At 39.5% G+C, this 22144-nt stretch carries 14 protein-coding genes, 3 tRNA genes and 3 rRNA genes; 18 read left to right on the top strand and 2 right to left on the bottom strand.

Features of this window, described 5'->3' with window-relative positions; all coding sequences use genetic code 11:
* Positions 1–55: 55 nt before the first annotated feature.
* The 4 genes from ACSKY2_RS03490 to ACSKY2_RS03475 all read left to right on the top strand — a co-directional run bounded on the left by ACSKY2_RS03490 (position 56) and on the right by ACSKY2_RS03475 (position 5716).
* Positions 56–571, top strand: a complete 516-nt coding sequence (locus tag ACSKY2_RS03490) for a tRNA (cytidine(34)-2'-O)-methyltransferase (protein WP_489878159.1) — start codon at positions 56–58, stop codon at positions 569–571.
* 34 nt (positions 572–605) lie between these two features.
* The gene (locus ACSKY2_RS03485; RefSeq protein ID WP_489878158.1) at positions 606–3356 is read left to right on the top strand and encodes a DNA translocase FtsK; all 2751 of its coding nucleotides are present in this window, start codon (positions 606–608) and stop codon (positions 3354–3356) included.
* 214 nt (positions 3357–3570) lie between these two features.
* Positions 3571–4473, top strand: coding sequence for an ABC transporter ATP-binding protein (locus ACSKY2_RS03480; protein WP_489878157.1), 903 nt, complete (start codon positions 3571–3573; stop codon positions 4471–4473).
* The gene (locus ACSKY2_RS03475; RefSeq protein WP_489878156.1) at positions 4466–5716 is read left to right on the top strand and encodes an ABC transporter permease; all 1251 of its coding nucleotides are present in this window, start codon (positions 4466–4468) and stop codon (positions 5714–5716) included. Before ACSKY2_RS03480 ends, ACSKY2_RS03475 begins: the two co-directional genes overlap by 8 nt.
* Before the next feature lie 233 nt (positions 5717–5949).
* On the opposite strand, the gene ACSKY2_RS03470 is transcribed toward ACSKY2_RS03475, so the two are convergent.
* Positions 5950–6081 (bottom strand): hypothetical protein, encoded by a 132-nt coding sequence (locus ACSKY2_RS03470; RefSeq protein ID WP_489841099.1) that lies wholly within the window; start codon positions 6079–6081, stop codon positions 5950–5952.
* 122 nt (positions 6082–6203) lie between these two features.
* On the opposite strand from ACSKY2_RS03470, the gene uvrC reads away from it, so the two are divergent.
* The 4 genes from uvrC to ACSKY2_RS03450 all read left to right on the top strand — a co-directional run bounded on the left by uvrC (position 6204) and on the right by ACSKY2_RS03450 (position 10919).
* Positions 6204–7997, top strand: coding sequence for an excinuclease ABC subunit UvrC (gene uvrC, locus ACSKY2_RS03465; RefSeq protein WP_489841100.1), 1794 nt, complete (start codon positions 6204–6206; stop codon positions 7995–7997).
* A 92-nt stretch (positions 7998–8089) separates the two neighbouring features.
* A complete protein-coding gene (gene obgE / locus ACSKY2_RS03460) occupies positions 8090–9400 on the top strand; it encodes a GTPase ObgE (protein WP_489878155.1) in 1311 nt (436 codons plus the stop codon).
* Positions 9401–9524: 124 nt separating this feature from the next.
* Positions 9525–10226 (top strand): YigZ family protein, encoded by a 702-nt coding sequence (locus ACSKY2_RS03455; protein ID WP_489878154.1) that lies wholly within the window; start codon positions 9525–9527, stop codon positions 10224–10226.
* 78 nt (positions 10227–10304) lie between these two features.
* On the top strand, positions 10305–10919 hold the full coding sequence (locus tag ACSKY2_RS03450; protein ID WP_489878153.1) for a DUF1361 domain-containing protein: 615 nt from the start codon (positions 10305–10307) through the stop codon (positions 10917–10919).
* A gap of 66 nt (positions 10920–10985) precedes the next feature.
* On the opposite strand, the gene ACSKY2_RS03445 is transcribed toward ACSKY2_RS03450, so the two are convergent.
* Positions 10986–12215: a multidrug efflux MFS transporter gene (locus ACSKY2_RS03445; protein ID WP_489878152.1), complete on the bottom strand. Its 1230-nt coding sequence runs from the start codon at positions 12213–12215 to the stop codon at positions 10986–10988.
* A 416-nt stretch (positions 12216–12631) separates the two neighbouring features.
* Here ACSKY2_RS03445 and ruvA point away from each other — a divergent pair, with 416 nt between their 5' ends.
* The 10 genes from ruvA to tgt all read left to right on the top strand — a co-directional run bounded on the left by ruvA (position 12632) and on the right by tgt (position 22135).
* Positions 12632–13219, top strand: coding sequence for a Holliday junction branch migration protein RuvA (gene ruvA / locus ACSKY2_RS03440; RefSeq protein ID WP_489878151.1), 588 nt, complete (start codon positions 12632–12634; stop codon positions 13217–13219).
* 15 nt (positions 13220–13234) lie between these two features.
* On the top strand, positions 13235–14242 hold the full coding sequence (gene ruvB / locus ACSKY2_RS03435) for a Holliday junction branch migration DNA helicase RuvB (protein ID WP_489878150.1): 1008 nt from the start codon (positions 13235–13237) through the stop codon (positions 14240–14242).
* A 15-nt stretch (positions 14243–14257) separates the two neighbouring features.
* A complete protein-coding gene (gene queA, locus ACSKY2_RS03430) occupies positions 14258–15304 on the top strand; it encodes a tRNA preQ1(34) S-adenosylmethionine ribosyltransferase-isomerase QueA (protein WP_489878149.1) in 1047 nt (348 codons plus the stop codon).
* 112 nt (positions 15305–15416) lie between these two features.
* Positions 15417–15488 (top strand) — tRNA-Gly (locus tag ACSKY2_RS03425).
* A 178-nt stretch (positions 15489–15666) separates the two neighbouring features.
* A 16S ribosomal RNA gene (locus tag ACSKY2_RS03420) occupies positions 15667–17241 on the top strand.
* 70 nt (positions 17242–17311) lie between these two features.
* Positions 17312–17384: transfer RNA gene (locus tag ACSKY2_RS03415), tRNA-Ala, on the top strand.
* A gap of 202 nt (positions 17385–17586) precedes the next feature.
* A 23S ribosomal RNA gene (locus ACSKY2_RS03410) occupies positions 17587–20501 on the top strand.
* Between the two features lie 74 nt (positions 20502–20575).
* Positions 20576–20692: ribosomal RNA gene (gene rrf, locus ACSKY2_RS03405) — 5S ribosomal RNA — on the top strand.
* Together the 16S, 23S and 5S rRNA genes with 3 tRNA genes alongside form the textbook arrangement of a ribosomal RNA operon.
* A 4-nt stretch (positions 20693–20696) precedes the next feature.
* Positions 20697–20769 (top strand) — tRNA-Val (locus ACSKY2_RS03400).
* A gap of 220 nt (positions 20770–20989) precedes the next feature.
* Positions 20990–22135 carry a tRNA guanosine(34) transglycosylase Tgt gene (gene tgt, locus ACSKY2_RS03395; protein WP_489878148.1) on the top strand — a complete coding sequence of 382 codons (1146 nt, stop codon included), beginning with the start codon at positions 20990–20992 and terminating at the stop codon, positions 22133–22135.
* Positions 22136–22144: the final 9 nt, after the last annotated feature.

The following is a 22144-nucleotide window of genomic DNA, read 5'->3' as shown; positions in this document are numbered from 1 at the left end:
GTATGCATTAAACGCGTATTGGTTAAAAGATAACCATAGAAGGAGAAGTAAATTTATGAGTACGAATCATATTGTATTATTTGAGCCATTAATGCCAGCTAATACAGGTAATATTGCGAGAACTGCAACAGGTACAAATGCAAAGCTAGATTTAATTGAGCCATTAGGTTTTAAATTGGATGATAAGCATGTGAAACGAGCGGGCTTGGATTACTGGGATAACGTGGATATTACTGTTCACAAAAATCTACCAGCATTTATGGCAACCTTGAAGGAGACTGATGAATTATTTTTGATCTCAAAATTTGCAAAGAAATCATATCATCAAGCCGATTATACGAATACTGACCATGATTATTATTTCCTTTTTGGTAAAGAAACAACTGGGTTACCAGAGCCATTTATGAAGGAACATCCAGATCAAGCATTAAGAATTCCACAGAACGACGAACACATTCGTTCATTAAACTTATCAAATACGGCCGCAATTATTATTTATGAAGTATTGCGTCAACAGAATTTTCCTAATCTTGACCTCACGCATGCGTATGATTACGATAAACTAAAATAGTTGCAGAAATTAGTATTTAAGAAAGGAGGTTCATATGGCATATAAAAAAACAACCACTAGAAAACAACCAGTAAAAAGACGATCACGGAAAACAACAAGTCGTAAGCGCAAACAAAGTAATGAAACTCTAGATTGGTTTATTTCGCGGTTACCGCAAATTTCAGGATTGATTGCCGTTATTTTATCTGTTTTAGCAATTGCCAAAGTTGGTCTAATTGGGAAAATGGTGGCGAATTTGGTTCGCTTACTTGTCGGTGGTTCGTATCAGCTTTTACTAGTTGTCTTATTGCTACCGTTTCTAGTTGTTATGGCATATGGTACATGGCCACCTCGCTTGAAATGGCATCACTATTTAGGTTTTGTCCTATTTTATTTAGGAATTATGCTAATTGGTTCCATATTATTGTTTAATAAAATGAATTTGCATAGTGATTATGTTGCAACAATTCAACAATTGATCAATCAAGATTTAAATAATCATGCAGTGACGACACCAGTTGGTGGTGGTATCATTGGCGCAGTACTTTATCAATATACCTACCTTTCAATGAGTAATTTTGGTTCATGGTTCATTGCCATTATTTTATTAATTACTGGTATCGGTGTGATGTTTAAATTATCATTGCGTAGTATCTTTGATAATTTCTTCACATTTGCTGCTGGTGCAGGTGATCTTGTGCAAACGCAAGCAACAACAGCACATGAAAAGGTAACGGAATCGATTAACACATTTCGTACGAAACAAAAAGATCGTCAGCAAGAAGCAATGCACGATTTTTTTAATGAAGATCCGTTTGGACCACATCAAGGGCATAAAAAAAAGCCAGTGCCAGAAGCATCATCATCAGGTGAAATTAATTTTGATAAATTAAATTCAAACAACATGTCAACTAATGAAGATTCGGACGATGAAGCAACGAAGTTTGTTGTGCCTGAAATTGTTGCGCCGACATCACAACATGAACAACAAGCAACGATGGCAGTTGATCCTGAATTGATGCAGCAAAAGCAAGCAGATATAAATAAAAATCAGTCTGTAAAAGTAACAAAAACGGATACGCCAACATTTGATTCAAAACAAGTTATCCAATCGGATGATCCAGTTGCACCAGTTATTTATGGAGAAGACTTGCCTGATGATGAACTATTGCCAGGTCAAGATGTGCCGTTATCACACGTTGACATTCTTGATCAACCGTCACAAGTGGTTGACCAGCAAGCGAATCACCATGCAAATAAGCATGTCATACCGTCAACAATGACAGAACCAACGCCAGATGTTGATGCAAGTGGTTTGGGTACGATTGTTGAGGATAAGCATTATCAGTTACCAACGACACAATTGTTGCAACATATTGGTTCAACTGATCAGTCGCAGGAACGTGATGCCCTTAGTGAAAAAGCTAGAATTTTACATCAAACATTGCAGAGCTTTAAAATTAATGCGACTGTTGAAAAGGTAGTATTAGGGCCAACAGTTACGCAATACGAAATTAAGCCAGCAGTGGGTGTCAAAGTTTCTAAAATTCAAAATTTGGCTGATGATTTGGCACTTGCTTTAGCAGCAAAATCGTTACGTATTGAAGCGCCAATACCAGGTAAAAATGTGGTTGGTATTGAAGTTGCAAACGATCAACAAGCCACTGTTGGGTTCAGAGATATGGTTGAAGAAGCAGGAATTGATACCGAAAAACCACTTGTTGTACCTATTGGTCGTGGTGTCACAAGTGGTGTTGTTAAAGTTGATTTAACAAAAATGCCACATTTGTTAATTGCTGGGTCAACTGGATCTGGAAAATCAGTTGCAATTAATGGTATTTTAGCTTCTATTTTGTTACAGGCGAAACCATCGCAAGTTAGATTGATGTTAGTGGATCCGAAAAAAGTTGAATTATCAGTTTATAATGACATTCCACACTTAATTACACCAGTTGTTTCAGATCCTAAAAAGGCAGCTTTAGGCTTGAAAAAAGTGGTTGCTGAGATGGATCGCCGCTTTAAATTATTGGCAGAAGAAGGTGTTCGAAATATTGACGGTTATAATAAGTTAGTTGCTAAACGTGATGAAACAGATAAGGGTGTGGTGTCACAAAAAATGCCTTATTTGGTTGTTATCATTGATGAGTTGGCTGATTTGATGATGACGTCTTCTGTGTCTGGAGATGTTGAGAATGCCATTGTACGTATTGCACAACTTGGTCGTGCAGCGGGTATTCATATGATTGTCGCCACGCAACGGCCGTCAGTTGATATCATTACAGGATTAATTAAAGCGAATGTGCCTTCACGGATGGCTTTTGCTGTTTCTTCAGGGGTTGATTCACGAACAATTTTAGACAGTAATGGTGCTGAAAAACTATTAGGTCGTGGTGATATGTTATTTTCACCAATTGGTTCTAATGGTCCGCAACGTGTTCAAGGAGCGTTTATTTCGGATGATGATGTGGCAGCGATTACTGATTTTATTAAACAACAAGGTAGTGCACAATATGATGAGTCAATGTCAGTGTCTGATGATGAAGTACAAGCCTTAGAAAATGGTAGTCATTCTGGCGCTGATGAATTAGATGAAAAATGGGATGACGTGTTAGAGTTTATTCTCAGAGCAGGCGGTGCCTCAACCTCATCTATACAACGTCATTTTGGTATGGGTTATAATCGAGCTGGTCGGATCATTGATTCACTAGAAGACCGTGGTTTAATCGGACCTGCAAATGGGTCAAAGCCACGTGAATTAAAGTTTACACCAGAAATGATGGATCGTTTTAAGAAAAATGCACAGTAACAGTAATGGTGATAGAAAAAGATTAGCTTGAGGGTCTTTACTGGATGATTGTCGGAGTTTCCTGTTTATTTGGAAATTTCCGACTTTTTTAATAAAGTATTGCACCGAAGAGGCATTTGCATTAGATGACCATATTATCGCTTGAAATATGTTATTCTATCAACATTAGCGACTGATAAATAAAAAAGGGCAATGAAACAAAGGAGGTTGGTTAATGATTGAATTGAAGAATTTAATAAAAAAATTTGGTGACAAAGTCGCTGTAGACCATATGAATATGACATTAATACCAGGACACGTTGTTGGTTTAATCGGTCAAAATGGTGCTGGTAAAACGACAACATTTCGTATGATGTTGGACTTTATCAAGCCAACTGAAGGGACAATCTTGTGGGATGGTCATAACATCACAAGTCGAGATAAACAAAATATTGGTTTTTTACCAGAAGAACGAGGATTATATCAAAAATTAACCATTGAGCAGCAAGTTCTTTATTTTGCCGAATTACACGGCATGGTCAAAAGTGAAGCGAAAGAAAAATTAAAATATTGGATGAAACAACTTGATGTAGTTGGAAAGACTTCAGACAAAGTACAAAGTCTTTCGAAAGGAAATGCACAAAAGGTACAACTCATCGCAACTGTCATTACAGAACCATCATTGTTAATTTTAGATGAACCATTCACAGGACTCGATCCCGTTAATGCACAATTAATGATGAATGAAATTTTACGTTTGAAGCAAAACGGTGCAATGATTATTTTTAGTTCACATAACATGAGTGGTGTTGAAAAATTGTCAGATGAATTATTGATGCTTAAACATGGGAAAACAGTTTTAAGTGGTAATCTGACTAAAATTAGAGAGTCATTTGGACGTAGTGAGCTTTATATAGAGTCAACAGTTAGTGATCATGATTTATTGGCGATTCCAGGTGTTGTTACATTAAAGAAAACAGGACATGGACGGCAATTAAAGTTGGCTCGAGAAGAAGTTGGCAAGGATGTGTTTAAATTGGTTGCTCAAGATGGATACGTGCCGGTTTTTGCCCAACAGCCTCCAACATTAGATGAAATTTTTCGACGTGAGGTAATTGGAGGTGAATCAAATGAATAATCATCAATTATTTTTAGTTGCGCGTCAAACTTATTTAAATCGCTTAAAAACATTTGGCTTTTGGTCAGTTGTTTTAGCACCAATCATTATTCTGTTGGTCATTGCAGGTATTGTGTTTATCATGAATGCAACACAAAGTCATGAAAATCCAACCGTAGCTGTTGTTCATAATACGACGTTAGCAACCTACTTGAAAAAAGATAAGTCTGTTGGTGCGAAATATAAAAATTTGACAACGGAAAAGGAAGCGAAACAATTATTAAAAAATGACAAAATTGACGGTTATTTAACGTCAAATAATGACCACTATCATTTGACAATGTCAGCCAATGCGGAATCTTTATCTGAGGATGCTTTGAAAACAAATCTAAATCAGTATCAAATGGTGATGCAAGCTGCCAAATTAAATTTAAGTACAGCGCAATTGCAACGCTTAGTCCAACCATCAAAATTTCAGTCAACTATCTATAGCCATAATGGTAAATCTGCTGCTGGTGGGTCGTCGTCAAATATGGCAAATAGCATGCTAGCAGCTGGTTTGGGAATTTTTATTTTTATTTTCCTAACAGCCTATGTTGGCATAATTGCACAAGAAATTGCTAATGAAAAGTCATCACGAATAATGGAAATTCTTCTGGCAGTTACTTCACCAGGCGTTCAATTTTTTGGCAAATTATTGGGTGTGGCTGCACTGGCAGTGACACACGGTTTGGTGTACATTATTGCAGCAGGCGGTGTGGCACTATTTATGCCAGATAATAAATACTTAAAGACAACCGAAAAAATGTTAACGGGTGTTGATGTTAATTTTGCAATAATGGCTGGCTTATTAGCAATCGTGGGTATTTTCTTGTATATGATTTTAACAGCTATTATTGCGGCAATGATTAACGATTTGAGTCAAGTACAACAGGCCGTATCACCAATCACTTATGTTGCAATGATTGGCTATATCCTAACTTTTATATTGGAAGGTCAACCACATAATATGCTAATTAATATTTTGTCTTATGTACCCTTCATCTCACAAACGTTGATGCCTGCACGTTTAGGTTTGCAATACGCAAACTTAACTGATGCATTGATTGCATTGGGATTGGAATTAGTTGTATTGGTATTTTTAGCGAAGTATGGATTACGTGTTTATAAGCAAAATGTCCTTACTTACACTGATGGTAATATTACGAAAGCTGCATTGTTGAGCCTTAAGGGACTATTCAGTAAAAAAAAATTTGAAGACTAATAAGGGTGACAACCTCATGCTATTGTGAAAGTAGCATGAGGTTGTTATGATGTATAGGTGATTAGGAAAAATGTGAACAGTAGCAGATTTATAATTCACGTCTCTTATGGCTATTATCAAGTATATTTTTAGTTCTTTTAGATATAAAAAGATCGTCAATTGACTATTTTAGATGGTCAATTGACGATTCGTTTTCACCTAGGACAATATTTTTGTACTAGTCATTTATAAAATTACTTGTTATTTTTTGCACTGTTACTTTTTCCAAGAAAACGATCTTTGTCTTTATCTTTCAAATCAGGAATGTCAAACACTTCGTCAATTTGACGAGATAATTCGTCATTTCTTTTTGTTTGTAATGGCATGTAAAGGACCTCCTAATTAATAATTAGCATTATTATAGCATGTTTTGTTAAAGTATGGTTAAACGACCAAATGTCATTAGACAGACATCGATTGTCAGCTAAGAGTTAAGAAAGGCGTATTGATGGCATCAGAACATATTGAACAAAAATTGGCTTTACTGCCAGATTTACCAGGTTCTTATCAAATGAAAGATAAGAACGGCAAGATTATTTATGTTGGTAAAGCCAAAAATTTAAAAAATAGAGTGCGTTCTTATTTTAAGAGCGAGCATACAGGAAAAACAGCTCAGTTAGTAGAAAATATTGCAGATTTTGATTTTATTGTGACAAGTTCGGAAAAGGAATCCTTATTATTAGAAATTACCTTAATACAAAAATATCAACCCTATTACAATATTCGTTTAAAGCGGGGCACAGGTTATCCGTACATTAAAATTACGGCAGAACGAGATCCACAGATTTTATTAGCCAATGAAGTTGTAGATGATGGTGGACATTATTTTGGTCCTTATCCTAACGTTTATGCGGCACAGGAGACATTACATTTTTTACAAAAAGTATACCCTTTGCGTCGTTGTCATGGTTATCAAGGGCGACCTTGTCTGTACGCAAATATTGGTCAATGCTTAGGGGCTTGCTATCAGGAAGTACCGGTTGCAACGTATGATGCACAGATCAAAAAGATTAAACGATTTTTAGATGGTGATACAAAAGCTGTGATAAAAATGCTTCAGAAAAAAATGAATGAAGCTGCCGCAAACATGGCTTATGAACGAGCCGCAGATTTACGGGATCAGTTAAAGTTTATTGAAGCAACTGTTGAAAAGCAAAAAATTATATCACGTGATGGTACACCTCGTGATATATTCAATTTCTATATGGATAAAGGCTGGTTATCTGTTCAGGTTTTCTTTATTAGACAAGCACGTTTAATGAAACGTGAAAAACGGTTATTTGCGATTGTTGCGTCAGCTGAAGAAGAATTAACAAGTTTTATCTTACAATTTTATAATCGGCGAAATGCAGTATTGCCAAAAGAGATTTTAGTGCCTAGTGGTGTTGATAAAAAAGTAATTGCTGAAGTTTTGCAAATACCTGTGCGGACACCACAACGGGGTGAAAAAAAGGCATTACTAGAATTGGCAGGTAAAAATGCCAAAATTGTTTTAGGTGAAAAATTTCGATTATTAGAGATGAATGAATCCAAAACAAGTGGGGCAATGCAAGAGATAGCTGATGCTTTAGCCATTCCAAAAATTCATCGTATTGAGGCATTTGATCATTCTCATTTACAGGGAGCGGATATGGTATCTGCAATGGTTGTTTTTGAAGATGGTCTACCAAATAAGAATAAATATCGTAAATACAAAAATAAAACAGTTGCACATGCGGATGAGCGAGCAGAGACTATGGAAGTTATTCGACGACGTTACTCGCGATTACTAAAAGAGCACGGTGAACTACCAGATCTTATTTTAATGGATGGCGGTGTCATCCAATTAAATGCAGCAAAAGAAGTTATTGAAGATGAATTAGGATTGAACATTCCGGTAGCAGCAATGGTTAAGAATGAACAACATAAAACTGCTGATTTGTTACAAGAAGAAGGTGCAACTCATGTACATTTAGATCCCAATTCACAAGGGTTTTATTTGCTACAGCGAATTCAAGATGAAGTGCATCGTTTTGTCATTACTTTTCACCGTCAGTTGCATTCAAAAAGTTCATTAGGTTCACGTTTAGATGGCATTGCTGGTGTTGGTCCGAAAACAAGACAAAAATTATTATCGAAATATGGGTCAATGAGTAAGATGGCACAAGCGTCGATTACAGAATTAAAACAACTGGGGATATCTGAAAAAGTTGCAAACAATATTAAGATTTCATTGGCAGCAATGCAACATCATGATGAGTAATGGTAGTCAAACATTAGAAAGTGCTGTAAAATGTAATTCGACAGTCTACAGTTGGCTAGAGTAAAGCTATAAAGAAAGTGAGGTCATAAACGATGGCGTTTGTCGACCAAGTAAAAATTTTTGTAAAAGCAGGAAAAGGTGGCGATGGCGCGGTGTCATTTCGTCATGAAAAATATATTAATATGGGTGGACCGTTTGGTGGTGACGGCGGTCACGGTGGTTCAGTTGTCATGGTTGTTGATGAAGGGCTACGTACTTTGATGGATTTCCGTTATAAGCGTCATTTCAAGGCAAAAGTTGGTGGTAATGGTGCAACCAAAGGAATGACTGGTAAGTCTGCGGAAGATTTAATTATTAGAGTGCCACAGGGGACAACGATTACGAATGCTGAAACTGGTCAAGTGATTGGTGATTTAACTGAAAAGGGACAGCGGTTGGTCATTGCTAAAGGTGGTCGTGGTGGCCGTGGTAATATTCGCTTTGCTTCATCAAAAAATCCAGCACCAGAAATTGCTGAAAATGGTGAGCCTGGTGAGGAATTGGATATTGCTTTGGAGCTTCGTGTATTGGCAGATGTAGGGCTTGTAGGTTTCCCATCTGTTGGCAAGTCAACACTGTTATCAGTTGTCACTGCAGCAAAGCCTAAAGTTGCAGCATATCATTTTACGACTTTAGTGCCGAATCTGGGTATGGTCCGTTTAGAAGATGGCCGTGATTTTGTAATGGCTGATTTACCAGGACTTATTGAAGGTGCGTCTGAAGGTGTTGGTTTAGGAATTCAATTTTTACGTCACGTTGAGCGAACACGTGTCATATTACACATGATTGATATGTCAGGTGTTGATCCTGAACAAGATCCTTATGATAATTATTTAAAAATCAATCAAGAATTAGCAGCGTATGATCCAGCACTGCTTGAACGACCACAAATTATTGTACCAACAAAGATGGATATGCCAGATGCACAAACAGCTCTTGATATGTTTAAAGAACAATTACACAAAGATGTTCATGTACCAGATGATATTGAAATTATGCCAATTTCATCATTATCACGTGAAGGACTGGAACCGTTATTACGTCGGACAGCTGATTTACTTGATGAAACGCCTATCTTCGTACCAAAGGGCATGGTAGATACAGATGATGAACAAGTTAACTATGAGTTTGAAAATCGGGAACAACCATTTGAGCTAACAAGAGATGAAGATGGTGTTTGGATATTGTCTGGTAACGAAATTGAACGTTTATTTAAGCGGACAAATACCAATTATACAGAATCATTAATGCGCTTTGCCCGACAAATTAGATTTATGGGTGTTGATGAGGCGTTGTATACGGCGGGTGCCAAAAATGGTGACATTGTCCAAATTTTGGATTTCCAATTTGAGTATGAAGAATAATTAACAATTTTTAAATTGTTACAGCAAGGCCGTTAATCTACCAATTCTAAATGGTTAGGTTAATGACCTTTTTGTTATTTTCAACTACTAATATTTTATAAATTATTGAAAAGGAGAAAGTATCGTGGCAGGTAACCAAGTTGAACATGTTAGTGAGTTGGGTAGATACATTACCATTGCAGAGAAACAAGTAACCTGGGAACAAGTGATTAAAAAATCACGGTTTATTGTGAATATAGCGCGCGTATCAAACGAACAAGAAGCGCAGCAATTTATTGCAGACGTTAGTCAAATGCATCATAAAGCAACTCATAATGTCTGGGCCTATATTTTAGGAAATCGAAATGAAATTCAGCGTTATTCAGATAATGGTGAACCTGCTGGTACAGCTGGTGTACCAATGTTAGAGGTCTTAAAAAATAACGCAGTTCGTGATGTCGCTGTGGTGGTGACACGTTACTTTAGGGGGATAAAACTAGGCGCCGGTGGTTTGGTCAGAGCCTATGCAGGAACGGTTGTTGGTGGCGTTGAAGCAAGTGGCTTAATTGAACGAATTCAACGGCATGAGGTTAATTTACAAATAACGTATAAACAATACGAACCTTTAAAATATTGGTTAGAACAACAGCAATATCAGATCATTGATACAAGCTATGGAACAGCTGTGACAATTAAAACAGCTGTTGCTGATGATAAAATGGCGTTATTTCAACAAGCAGTGATAAACGAAATGGCAGGTCAAATTAAAATCACGGTGGGTGAAGTTAATTGGTATGAAATACCATATCAGCAAACTGTTAATGCACGTACGGAAACTTTGAAATAAGTTTATTTTAAGGTGCATTTAGTTGGAGCAATGTAAAATTACTTTTGAATTCATGAGTCATATCGTATTGGAAGAAAAATGAAAAAAGATATTTTACGGGTACATTTAATTGCGATTTGTTTGGTAATCGTTATTTGGTTAGTACCAACTAATTATAATTTTTTAATTTGGAATTTATTTTTAGCATTGATTCCGTTTGACTTAGCAATAGTCATTCGAAAGTTACAGGGGCATCGTCTGTTACAAATAATATTATCCATTGTGTGGTTGGCCTTTTTCCCAAATGCCATGTACATGGTAACTGATTTTAGTCATTTATCATCGATTGGGACAGGTTTGATGACAGAAACCCAGTTTTTTAATTATGCTATCTTAGCAGTGGGTGTTTTAATGGGGTTGTTATTTGGTTTATCTGCAGCACATACCATTGCAAAGATATATTGTAAAAAATTATCTGCTATTTGGACAGTTATTTTTTACATTGTGTTGTCCATTTTATCTGCATATGGTATCTATTTAGGTCGATTTTTACGAATAAATTCGTGGGAAATTATTAGCAATCCACACAAAGTATTGACGTTATTTATTGCCTCAATTTCAATGCATAGCTTTGTTTTTGTTGTGTCATTTGGTGCTTTACAATTTGCCTTGTTAACGCTATATCATGTGATTAGACGCATTAATATCGATTAAAAAAACTCAATATCGTCTCACATACAATGTCAATTTTGGACATCTTGGAGGCGATATTGAGTTTTTTTACAGATTAAGTGAATCATCGTTTTTTAATGATTTCGTGCGATAAAAGAATAGACCAGCATTGAGAACGATTAGTAAAGCACTGGCAATAAAGATACCACGATAATCAAAGAACATCGAAACAACAGTTCCCATAACTGGTCCAACGACAGACCCAAGTGATTGGAACGATTGATTATAGGCAAAGATACGTGATGTAATTTGTGTTGGTGTGGTCTTAGTTAAGAGCGTTTGTACAGCCGGTAACATTGTTGCATCTGAGATACCGATCATAAAACGTAAGACAGCTAATTGCCAGACAGCGGTTACGAAACCGGTTGGTAGCATAAAAACAAAAGCCAAAATAAAACCAATTAGCATAATACGATGGGTACCGATTCGATCACCAAGTTGGCCAAATCTTGGTGCTGCTAGCATGGTTGCAATACCTGGCATAGCTGCAACAACACCAGCCCATAGAGTCGTACTACCAGCACCATGGTTTAATTCGCGAACAAAGAGAGCGACAATAGGACCAATCGACTGATTGACAATTTGAATAATGAAAGTTGTTAAAAAAAGACCTATTGTTAGTTTGGGGTATTTTAATTGTTTGAAAATTTCTTTACGGGTGGGTGACTTACCACGAGTAATGGGTGTAAATTCTTCTTTGACTAATGTAAAGACAAGAATAAATACAAGAACAAAAATAACACCAGTGATAATGAAGGAAATTCGGTAACTAACAATTGATGCTAAAACACCACCAATAAAAGGACCTAGTAGTTGACCACCTGTGACACCAGTCACCAGCATGCCTAAAGCATAACCTGATTGTTCTTTTGGGGTTTGTGTGGCAATCATGGCGTTAGCATTTGAGATAAAACCACCAAATAAACCTTGTAATGCACGTAAAAATACAAGTTGCCAAATATTTTGTGCAGCGCCCATAAAGAAGAAGACAATAGCCATACCTAATGAAGCTCTTAACAACATAAGTTTACGACCGCGGCTATCAGCTAATTTCCCCCAAAATGGTGAAATAATAGCTGTCATCAAAAATGTGATTGAAAATGCCAACCCACTATAAAAAGTTAATTGATTTTTTGTGAAATCTCCCAAGGTATCCACATATAGGGACAAAAAGGGCATGACTTCACTAAAACCAATGCCAGTCATGAATACACCGAACCAAAGGACGAAAAGATTGCGTTGCCAAGTCGGTAATTCTGACAATTTTTGTTTTAACATATTTGTCTCCCACTAATTTGTTTTTATAAGTACTCATTTTACTCGTTTTATAATATTCGTGCACGTTATAAATCTATTAGGATAGTGTCATGCTTTAAAAGAAACTAAAAGACAACAAAAAAGAACTGGTTAGAACCAGCCCCTTCTTGTTGTAGGTTTAATAAGAGATATGTTAATTGAGTAGATTTACTAGGAAAGTAAAAATTCTTCGCCATGTGGGTGACGAAACGACCAAGTTATGAGTGTAGGCTTACTCACAACCTATCTTTAAGTCGATATGGTTATCATAAAGCCGAAATATGAATAAATTGTGAATTTTATTGTAAAAAAAATCACATATTGTCATTGCGGGATTATCAGATGAGTTAATTTTTTCTGTTATAATAGAAAAGTGATTTAGAGAATGGGAGATAAATATGTACGAATATCTAAAGGGGACAATTACAGCAATTTTACCAACCTATATTGTTGTTGATATACAGGGTATTGGTTATCGTGTCTTAGTCGCTAATCCATATGCATTTGCATTGAATAGCACAATGACAGTTTATGTTGAACAGATTATTCGTGATAATGATCAATCATTGTATGGTTTTTTGGATAAAGCCGATAAGAACTTGTTTCAAAAATTGTTAAATGTTTCAGGAATTGGTCCAAAATCAGCGTTAGCAATCTTAGCCAACAGTGATCATACTGGGTTAGTAAATGCGATTATGCAAAATGATGTTGCCTTTTTGACCAAATTTCCAGGCATTGGTAAGAAAACAGCACAGCAAATTATTTTAGATTTACAAAATAAATTGACAGATTTAACAGCGCCAACCAGTGATCCTAAGCCTATACAAACAGATTTAACAAATCCAGCATTAGTGGATGCACTGCTAGCCCTTGAAGCGTTGGGCTATGCAAAAAAAGAGATTAAACGTGTGGAGAAGGCACTATCAAAGAAAGAAAATCTAACGACTGCGGCATATGTGAGCGCTGGTTTGAAATTACTGCAATAGATTGGAGGAGATTAGATGGCAGAGGATGTTTTACATGATATGAATACTGACACTGGTGAACAGTCAATAGAGCAAACACTACGTCCTAGTACATTGCAACAATATATTGGTCAAGAAGACTTAAAACAAAGATTACATGTTTATATTGAAGCAGCAAAGCAACGTTCGGAACCGTTAGACCATATGTTACTTTATGGGCCTCCTGGATTAGGGAAAACAACTTTAGCGATGGTTGTGGCTAATGAGATGGGTGTTGGATTACGAACGACCTCTGGACCAGCTATAGAAAAATCAGGCGATTTATTAGTGTTATTAAATGAATTAGCACCTGGTGATGTTTTATTTATCGATGAAATACACCGAATGCCAAAACAAGTTGAAGAAATGCTTTATTCAGCTATGGAAGATTTTTATGTAGATATCATCGCTGGTGAGGGTCCAACTGCTCATCCCATCCATTTTCCGTTACCACCGTTTACGCTAATTGGTGCGACCACACGAGCCGGTATGTTATCGCAACCTTTACGGGATCGTTTTGGCATCGTTGAGCATATGGCGTATTATACAGCGGAGGAATTAGCAACGATTATTAAGCGATCGGCTAATATTTTTAATATTGAAATTGCTGACGAAGGCGCATTTGAATTAGCAAGGCGTTCTCGAGGGACGCCTAGAATTGCGAATCGTTTGTTAAGACGTGTTCGTGATTTTACAACGGTTAAAGGCTTGCAAACGATTAATGATGAAATGGTCAATTTTTCATTAGCATTATTACAAATAGATAGTCAGGGCCTGGATGAAGTTGATCATAAAATTTTAGAAACGATGATTAATTTTTATCAAGGTGGACCCGTTGGCGTCAATACAATTGCAGCAAATATAGGTGAAGAAGTTGATACCATTGAATCAGTGTACGAACCTTATTTGTTACAAATTGGTTTTTTACAACGTACACCGCGAGGACGAGTTGTCACATTAGCAGCATATGAACATTTACACTTGCCTTTACCTGATAAAAAGTAGTTAGGAGTATAATAAATGACGGAAACATACAATAGTTTGAACGATTTTGATTATAATTTACCACATGAATTAATTGCACAAACACCATTGGAAAACCGAGATGGCTCTCGTTTATTGGAATTGAATGCTGATACAGGTGAAATGCATGATCGTCATTTTTATGACATTATTGATTATTTAAATCCAGGGGATGCTTTGGTGATGAATAATTCGCGTGTTTTACCAGCAAGATTATACGGTGTACGTCCTGAAACAGGCGGACACGTTGAAGTATTGCTATTGCGTCAAGATCATGGTGATGTTTGGGAGACGTTGGTTAAACCAGCTCGTAAATATCCGGTTGGACAGAAAATTGTTTTCGGAGATGGTAAATTAACAGCTGAAGTTATTGAGGAACTCGAACATGGTGGTCGAATGATTGCTTTTCATTATGATGGTATTTTTTTAGAAATTTTAGAAGAACTTGGAGAAATGCCATTACCTCCTTACATTAAAGAGAAACTTGAAGATCAAGAACGTTATCAAACGGTTTATTCAAAAGTTAATGGTTCTGCAGCTGCACCGACTGCCGGCTTACATTGGACACCAGAATTGTTACAAAAAGTAGCTGATAAGGGTATCAAGTTAGTAGAATTGACGCTCCATGTTGGTTTAGGAACTTTTAGACCAGTCGAGGAGGATAATATTGATGATCATAAGATGCACTCCGAATTTTATCAATTAAGTGAGGAAGCAGCACAAACGTTGAACGAAGTACGTGCAAATGGCGGTCGTGTTGTTGCGACAGGGACCACATCAATTCGAACACTTGAAACCATTGGTGCAAAGTTTGATGGTGAATTACATGCTGATTCTGGCTGGACAGATATATTTATTAAACCAGGTTTTGAATGGCGGGTTGTTGATGCATTTATTACGAATTTTCATTTACCTAAATCAACATTAGTGATGTTGGTTGCCGCATTTACTGGTCGTGATAATATTTTGAATGCTTATAAGCATGCTGTGGCAGAAAAATATCGTTTCTTTAGTTTTGGGGATGCAATGTTTATCCATCATTAGTACTGATAGCATTTATTCTTTATTAGAAGTGATACTAGTTGCGTGATAAAAGTGTTGACTTTATTTAGTGATATGTGTACTATATACATTGTTGCTGATAAATAAGCGCTTTGCGGATGTAGTACAATGGCTAGTGCTCCAGCCTTCCAAGCTGGGAATGCGGGTTCGATTCCCGTCGTCCGCTTAACATCTTTGTTGATGTGATGTTGATCATTGAAAACTGAATATCGTTTCGATGAAACAAATGTGTACGGTCATCAAGCAATTTGCCTGATACAAAAACATTTGCGAAGTCAATTCGCTAATAAATTCGTTTAACTTCTGTTAAACAAATAACAACAATTGAGTGATACTCAAACTTTTAAAATGAGAGTTTGATCCTGGCTCAGGATGAACGCTGGCGGCGTGCCTAATACATGCAAGTCGAACGCTTTGTTTTTAAATGAAATGACGAGCTTGCTCAGATTTGATTTTATCTGACAAAGAGTGGCGAACGGGTGAGTAACACGTGGGTAACCTACCTCTTAGCAGGGGATAACATTTGGAAACAAGTGCTAATACCGTATAATACCAACAACCGCATGGTTGTTGGTTGAAAGATGGTTCTGCTATCACTAAGAGATGGACCCGCGGTGCATTAGCTAGTTGGTAAGGTAAAGGCTTACCAAGGCCATGATGCATAGCCGAGTTGAGAGACTGATCGGCCACAATGGGACTGAGACACGGCCCATACTCCTACGGGAGGCAGCAGTAGGGAATCTTCCACAATGGGCGCAAGCCTGATGGAGCAACGCCGCGTGTGTGATGAAGGGTTTCGGCTCGTAAAACACTGTTATAAGAGAAGAACGGCACTGAGAGTAACTGTTCAGTGTGTGACGGTATCTTACCAGAAAGGAACGGCTAAATACGTGCCAGCAGCCGCGGTAATACGTATGTTCCAAGCGTTATCCGGATTTATTGGGCGTAAAGCGAGCGCAGACGGTTATTTAAGTCTGAAGTGAAAGCCCTCAGCTCAACTGAGGAATGGCTTTGGAAACTGGATGACTTGAGTGCAGTAGAGGAAAGTGGAACTCCATGTGTAGCGGTGAAATGCGTAGATATATGGAAGAACACCAGTGGCGAAGGCGGCTTTCTGGACTGTAACTGACGTTGAGGCTCGAAAGTGTGGGTAGCAAACAGGATTAGATACCCTGGTAGTCCACACCGTAAACGATGAGTGCTAGATGTTCGAAGGTTTCCGCCCTTGAGTGTCGTAGCTAACGCATTAAGCACTCCGCCTGGGGAGTACGACCGCAAGGTTGAAACTCAAAGGAATTGACGGGGACCCGCACAAGCGGTGGAGCATGTGGTTTAATTCGAAGCAACGCGAAGAACCTTACCAGGTCTTGACATCCCTTGCTAATCCTAGAAATAGGACGTTCCCTTCGGGGACAAGGTGACAGGTGGTGCATGGTTGTCGTCAGCTCGTGTCGTGAGATGTTGGGTTAAGTCCCGCAACGAGCGCAACCCTTATTATTAGTTGCCAGCATTCAGTTGGGCACTCTAGTGAGACTGCCGGTGACAAACCGGAGGAAGGTGGGGATGACGTCAAATCATCATGCCCCTTATGACCTGGGCTACACACGTGCTACAATGGCATATACAACGAGTCGCCAACCCGCGAGGGTGCGCTAATCTCTTAAAGTATGTCTCAGTTCGGATTGTAGGCTGCAACTCGCCTACATGAAGTCGGAATCGCTAGTAATCGCGGATCAGCACGCCGCGGTGAATACGTTCCCGGGTCTTGTACACACCGCCCGTCACACCATGAGAGTTTGTAACACCCAAAGCCGGTGGGGTAACCTTTTAGGAGCCAGCCGTCTAAGGTGGGACAGATGATTAGGGTGAAGTCGTAACAAGGTAGCCGTAGGAGAACCTGCGGCTGGATCACCTCCTTTCTAAGGAAAATCGGAAACCTACACAGTCAACGAAACGATATTTAGTTTTGAGTGGTTAACATTCAAATATGGGGAATTAGCTCAGCTGGGAGAGCGCCTGCTTTGCAAGCAGGAGGTCATCGGTTCGATCCCGATATTCTCCATCGCAACCAAACGGTTGCTTATTAGTTCTTTGAAAACTGAATCATAATTGTAAATTTTTAAATTCATTTCAATTGATATTAATCAATTAAATTGAGCCGAAAAAATACACCGCGTAATTTTTTGAGTTTTTTAAATCAGTTTAAAATCGCTTGTGACCATTGAGTCACAATACTCAAACGAAATCATCAACGAGAGTTGATCGGTTAAGTTATTAAGGGCGCATGGTGAATGCCTTGGCACTAGGAGCCGATGAAGGACGGGACTAACACCGATATGCCTCGGGGAGCTGTAAGTAAGCTATGATCCGGGGATTTCCGAATGGGGGAACCCAACTTGTGATGCAAGTTATCGTTCAATGAATACATAGTTGAACGAAGGTAGACGTTGTGAACTGAAACATCTCATTAGCAACAGGAGAAGAAAGAAAAATCGATTCCGTCAGTAGCGGCGAGCGAACGCGGAGGAGCCCAAACCAGTGTGCTTGCACACTGGGGTTGTAGGACTACCGTTGTGGAGTTACAAATTTGTTTATTAGCAGAAGCAGCTGGGAAGCTGAGCGAAACAGGGTGATAGCCCCGTATGCGAAAGTAAGCAAACTCCCGTGTAGGATCCTGAGTACGGCCGGACACGTGAAATCCGGTCGGAAACTGCGAGGACCATCTCGTAAGGCTAAATACTCCCTAGTGACCGATAGTGAACCAGTACCGTGAGGGAAAGGTGAAAAGCACCCCGGAAGGGGAGTGAAAAAGTTCCTGAAACCATGTGCCTACAACAAGTTAGAGCCCGTTAATGGGTGATAGCGTGCCTTTTGTAGAATGAACCGGCGAGTTACGATAACATGCAAGGTTAAGGTGGAAAGACCGGAGCCGTAGCGAAAGCGAGTCTGAAATGGGCGTTCGAGTATGTTGTTGTAGACCCGAAACCAGGTGACCTACCCATGTCCAGGGTGAAGGTGCGGTAAAACGCACTGGAGGCCCGAACCCGTACATGTTGAAAAATGTTGGGATGAGGTGTGGGTAGCGGTGAAATTCCAATCGAACTTGGAGATAGCTGGTTCTCTCCGAAATAGCTTTAGGGCTAGCCTCGGAAGATAGCGTGTTGGAGGTAGAGCACTGTTTTGGTGCGGGGCCCATCTCGGGTTACTAAATTAAGATAAACTCCGAATGCCAATCACGTATGTCCGGGAGTCAGACAGTGAGTGATAAGATCCATTGTCGAAAGGGGAACAGCCCAGATCGTCAGTTAAGGTCCCTAAGTGTGTGTTAAGTGGAAAAGGATGTGAAGTTGCATAGACAACTAGGATGTTGGCTCAGAAGCAGCCACCATTTAAAGAGTGCGTAATAGCTCACTAGTCGAGTGATTCTGCGCCGAAAATGTACCGGGGCTAAACACACCACCGAAACTACGGGTGCCACATCAGTGGCGCGATAGGAGAGCGTTCTAAGGGCGATGAAGTCAGACCGTGAGGACTGGTGGAGCGCTTAGAAGTGAGAATGCCGGTATGAGTAGCGAAAGACAGGTGAGAATCCTGTCCACCGTATGACTAAGGTTTCCTGGGGAAGGCTCGTCCTCCCAGGGTTAGTCGGGACCTAAGGCGAGGCCGAAAGGCGTAGTCGATGGCTAACAGGTTGAGATTCCTGTACCAGGTGAACATGTTTGAACAATGGAGGGACGCAGAAGGCTAACAGAACCCAGCAGTTGGAAAAGCTGGGTCAAGCAATGAGTCTGAGAGTGAGTCAAATGCTTGCTGTCATAAGGATAAGTTGTGATGAGGACCGAAATCAAGTAGGGAAGTCTGTGATGTCACGCTGCCGAGAAAAGCTTCTAGTTAGTGTTTACCTGCCCGTACCGCAAACCGACACAGGTAGTCGAGGAGAGCATCCTAAGGTGAGCGAGTGAACTCTCGTTAAGGAACTCGGCAAAATGACCCCGTAACTTCGGAGAAGGGGTGCTCAGCGCAAGCTGAGCCGCAGTGAATAGGCCCAGGCGACTGTTTATCAAAAACACAGGTTTCTGCAAAATCGTAAGATGACGTATAGGGGCTGACGCCTGCCCGGTGCTGGAAGGTTAAAAGGAGTGCTTAGCTTCGGCGAAGGTACGAATTGAAGCCCCAGTAAACGGCGGCCGTAACTATAACGGTCCTAAGGTAGCGAAATTCCTTGTCGGGTAAGTTCCGACCCGCACGAAAGGCGTAACGATCTGGGCGCTGTCTCAACGAGAGACTCGGTGAAATTTAAAGACCCGTGAAGATGCGGGTTACCCGCGACAGGACGGAAAGACCCCATGGAGCTTTACTGTAGCTTGATATTGAGTGTTTGTGCAGCTTGTACAGCATAGGTAGGAGCCGTAGAAATCGGGACGCTAGTTTCGATGGAGGCAAACGTGGGATACTACCCTCGTTGTATGAACACTCTAACTCACACCACTAAGCGTGGTGGAAGACAGTGTCTGGCAGGCAGTTTGACTGGGGCGGTCGCCTCCTAAAAGGTAACGGAGGCGCCCAAAGGTTCCCTCAGAATGGTTGGAAATCATTCGTAGAGTGTAAAGGCACAAGGGAGCTTGACTGTGAGACTTACCAGTCGAGCAGGTACGAAAGTAGGGCTTAGTGATCCGGTGGTTCCGCATGGAAGGGCCATCGCTCAACGGACAAAAGCTACCCTGGGGATAACAGGCTTATCTCCCCCAAGAGTCCACATCGACGGGGAGGTTTGGCACCTCGATGTCGGCTCATCGCATCCTGGGGCTGTAGTCGGTCCCAAGGGTTGGGCTGTTCGCCCATTAAAGCGGTACGCGAGCTGGGTTCAGAACGTCGTGAGACAGTTCGGTCCCTATCCGTCGCGGGCGTAGGAAATTTGAGAGGAGCTGCCCTTAGTACGAGAGGACCGGGGTGGACGTACCACTGGTGTATCAGTTGTTCCGCCAGGAGCATCGCTGAGTAGCTATGTATGGATGAGATAAACGCTGAAAGCATCTAAGTGTGAAACTCGCCTCGAGATGAGATTTCCCATTCAGTAATGAAGTAAGACCCCTCAAAGATGATGAGGTAGATAGGCTAGAAGTGGACGTGCGGTGACGCATGGAGCGGACTAGTACTAATGGTTCGAGGACTTAACCAAGTAGCAAGTGGTGTAAGGCAAAAAAGCAATTATGATTCAGTTTTGAGGGAACTAAGTTCACTCAATTAGAAACGTGTCGTGATGATGGCACTGAGGTCACACCTGTTCCCATACCGAACACAGCAGTTAAGCTCAGTTACGCCGAAAGTAGTTGGAGGATCGCCTCCTGCGAGGATAGGACATTGCGATGCATATGGACGTTTAGCTCAGCTGGGAGAGCACCTGCCTTACAAGCAGGGGGTCACAGGTTCGAACCCTGTAACGTCCATCTTTTTTTAAAGATATACATAATTTTATTAGAAAAGTTACCAAAAACTGGTAACTTTTTATTTTTGTTTATCGTCGTTTCATAAAAAAAGGAACATTTCGTAACATATTTAAAAAACTAAGCAGTATGATGTACATGTTTCTGATATAATGGATACTAGTTTGTTTATGATAACAAGTTAGTAATATATAGTACTAATTGGATCGAAAGGATACTTGATATGTCGGATTATGCAGTGAAGTATGAATTACTCCATGTAGAAAAGCATACAGGTGCGCGATTGGGGAAAATCACGACACCACATGGCGAAGTGATGACACCAATGTTTATGCCAGTAGGTACACAAGCAACAGTTAAAGGTGTGTCACCACGCGAGTTAAAAGAAATTAAATCCCAGTTTATTTTATCAAATACATACCACTTATGGTTAAGACCTGGTGATGAATTGATTGCAAAAGCTGGTGGTTTACATAAATTTATGAATTGGAATGGTCCAATTTTAACAGATTCAGGTGGTTTTCAAGTATGGTCATTGTCGGATCACAATCATATTACAGAAGACGGTGTGACATTTAGAAATCATTTAAATGGTGATGAAATGTTCTTATCACCTGAGGTTGCTATGCGAATTCAGAATAATCTTGGTTCGGATGTGATGATGCAACTTGATGAAGCAATTCCATATTTTGAAACATATGATTATGTCAAAAATTCTGTTGAACGAACTTCTCGATGGGCAGAACGAGCTCAAAAAGCTCATAAACGTGAACAAGATCAAGCTTTATTTGGTATTGTACAGGGAGCAGGATTCCGTGAACTCAGGAAGCAGTCTGCACAGGATTTGGTTTCACTAGATTTGCCTGGTTATGCAATTGGTGGTTTGTCAGTGGGGGAGTCTAAGGAAGAAATGAATCGAGTACTTGATTTTACGGTACCATTACTACCTGAAAATAAACCACGCTATTTAATGGGTGTGGCTGCGCCTGACTCTCTAATTGATGCTTCAATTCGTGGTATTGATATGTTTGACTGTGTGCTACCAACCAGAATTGGACGTAAGGGAACATTGATGACTTCAAATGGTCGAGTTGTTATTAAGAATGCAAAATACAAAGACGATTTTTCATTGATTGACTCTGAAACTGAAGATTATGGTTCACAGCACTTTACAAAAGCTTATCTACATCATCTTTTCAAAACGAACGAATTATATGGACAGACAATTGCGTCTGTGCATAATTTGCGTTACCTGTTAAAGTTAATGGAAGATGTTCGTCAGGCAATTGCTGAAGATCGTTTACTTGAATTTCGTGAGGAAACGTTACGTAAATATGGTTATTTTGAACCAAACGCTAGATTATTTTAAAATTAGTTA

This window comes from Weissella sp. ESL1156, from assembly GCF_058505625.1.
The sequence above is the reverse complement of the archived record's forward strand: the minus strand, read 5'-3'. Positions and strand labels throughout refer to the sequence as shown.

Bases quoted from the DNA above. Each gene is read 5' to 3' on its own strand.
- ACSKY2_RS03490 (WP_489878159.1), top strand. From the start codon at position 56: ATGAGTACGAATCATATTGTATTATTTGAGCCATTAATGCCAGCTAAT.
- ACSKY2_RS03485 (WP_489878158.1), top strand. From the start codon at position 606: ATGGCATATAAAAAAACAACCACTAGAAAACAACCAGTAAAAAGACGA.
- ACSKY2_RS03480 (WP_489878157.1), top strand. From the start codon at position 3,571: ATGATTGAATTGAAGAATTTAATAAAAAAATTTGGTGACAAAGTCGCT.
- ACSKY2_RS03475 (WP_489878156.1), top strand. From the start codon at position 4,466: ATGAATAATCATCAATTATTTTTAGTTGCGCGTCAAACTTATTTAAAT.
- ACSKY2_RS03470 (WP_489841099.1), bottom strand. From the start codon at position 6,081: ATGCCATTACAAACAAAAAGAAATGACGAATTATCTCGTCAAATTGAC.
- uvrC (WP_489841100.1), top strand. From the start codon at position 6,204: ATGGCATCAGAACATATTGAACAAAAATTGGCTTTACTGCCAGATTTA.
- obgE (WP_489878155.1), top strand. From the start codon at position 8,090: ATGGCGTTTGTCGACCAAGTAAAAATTTTTGTAAAAGCAGGAAAAGGT.
- ACSKY2_RS03450 (WP_489878153.1), top strand. From the start codon at position 10,305: ATGAAAAAAGATATTTTACGGGTACATTTAATTGCGATTTGTTTGGTA.
- ACSKY2_RS03445 (WP_489878152.1), bottom strand. From the start codon at position 12,215: ATGTTAAAACAAAAATTGTCAGAATTACCGACTTGGCAACGCAATCTT.
- ruvA (WP_489878151.1), top strand. From the start codon at position 12,632: ATGTACGAATATCTAAAGGGGACAATTACAGCAATTTTACCAACCTAT.
- ruvB (WP_489878150.1), top strand. From the start codon at position 13,235: ATGGCAGAGGATGTTTTACATGATATGAATACTGACACTGGTGAACAG.
- queA (WP_489878149.1), top strand. From the start codon at position 14,258: ATGACGGAAACATACAATAGTTTGAACGATTTTGATTATAATTTACCA.
- tgt (WP_489878148.1), top strand. From the start codon at position 20,990: ATGTCGGATTATGCAGTGAAGTATGAATTACTCCATGTAGAAAAGCAT.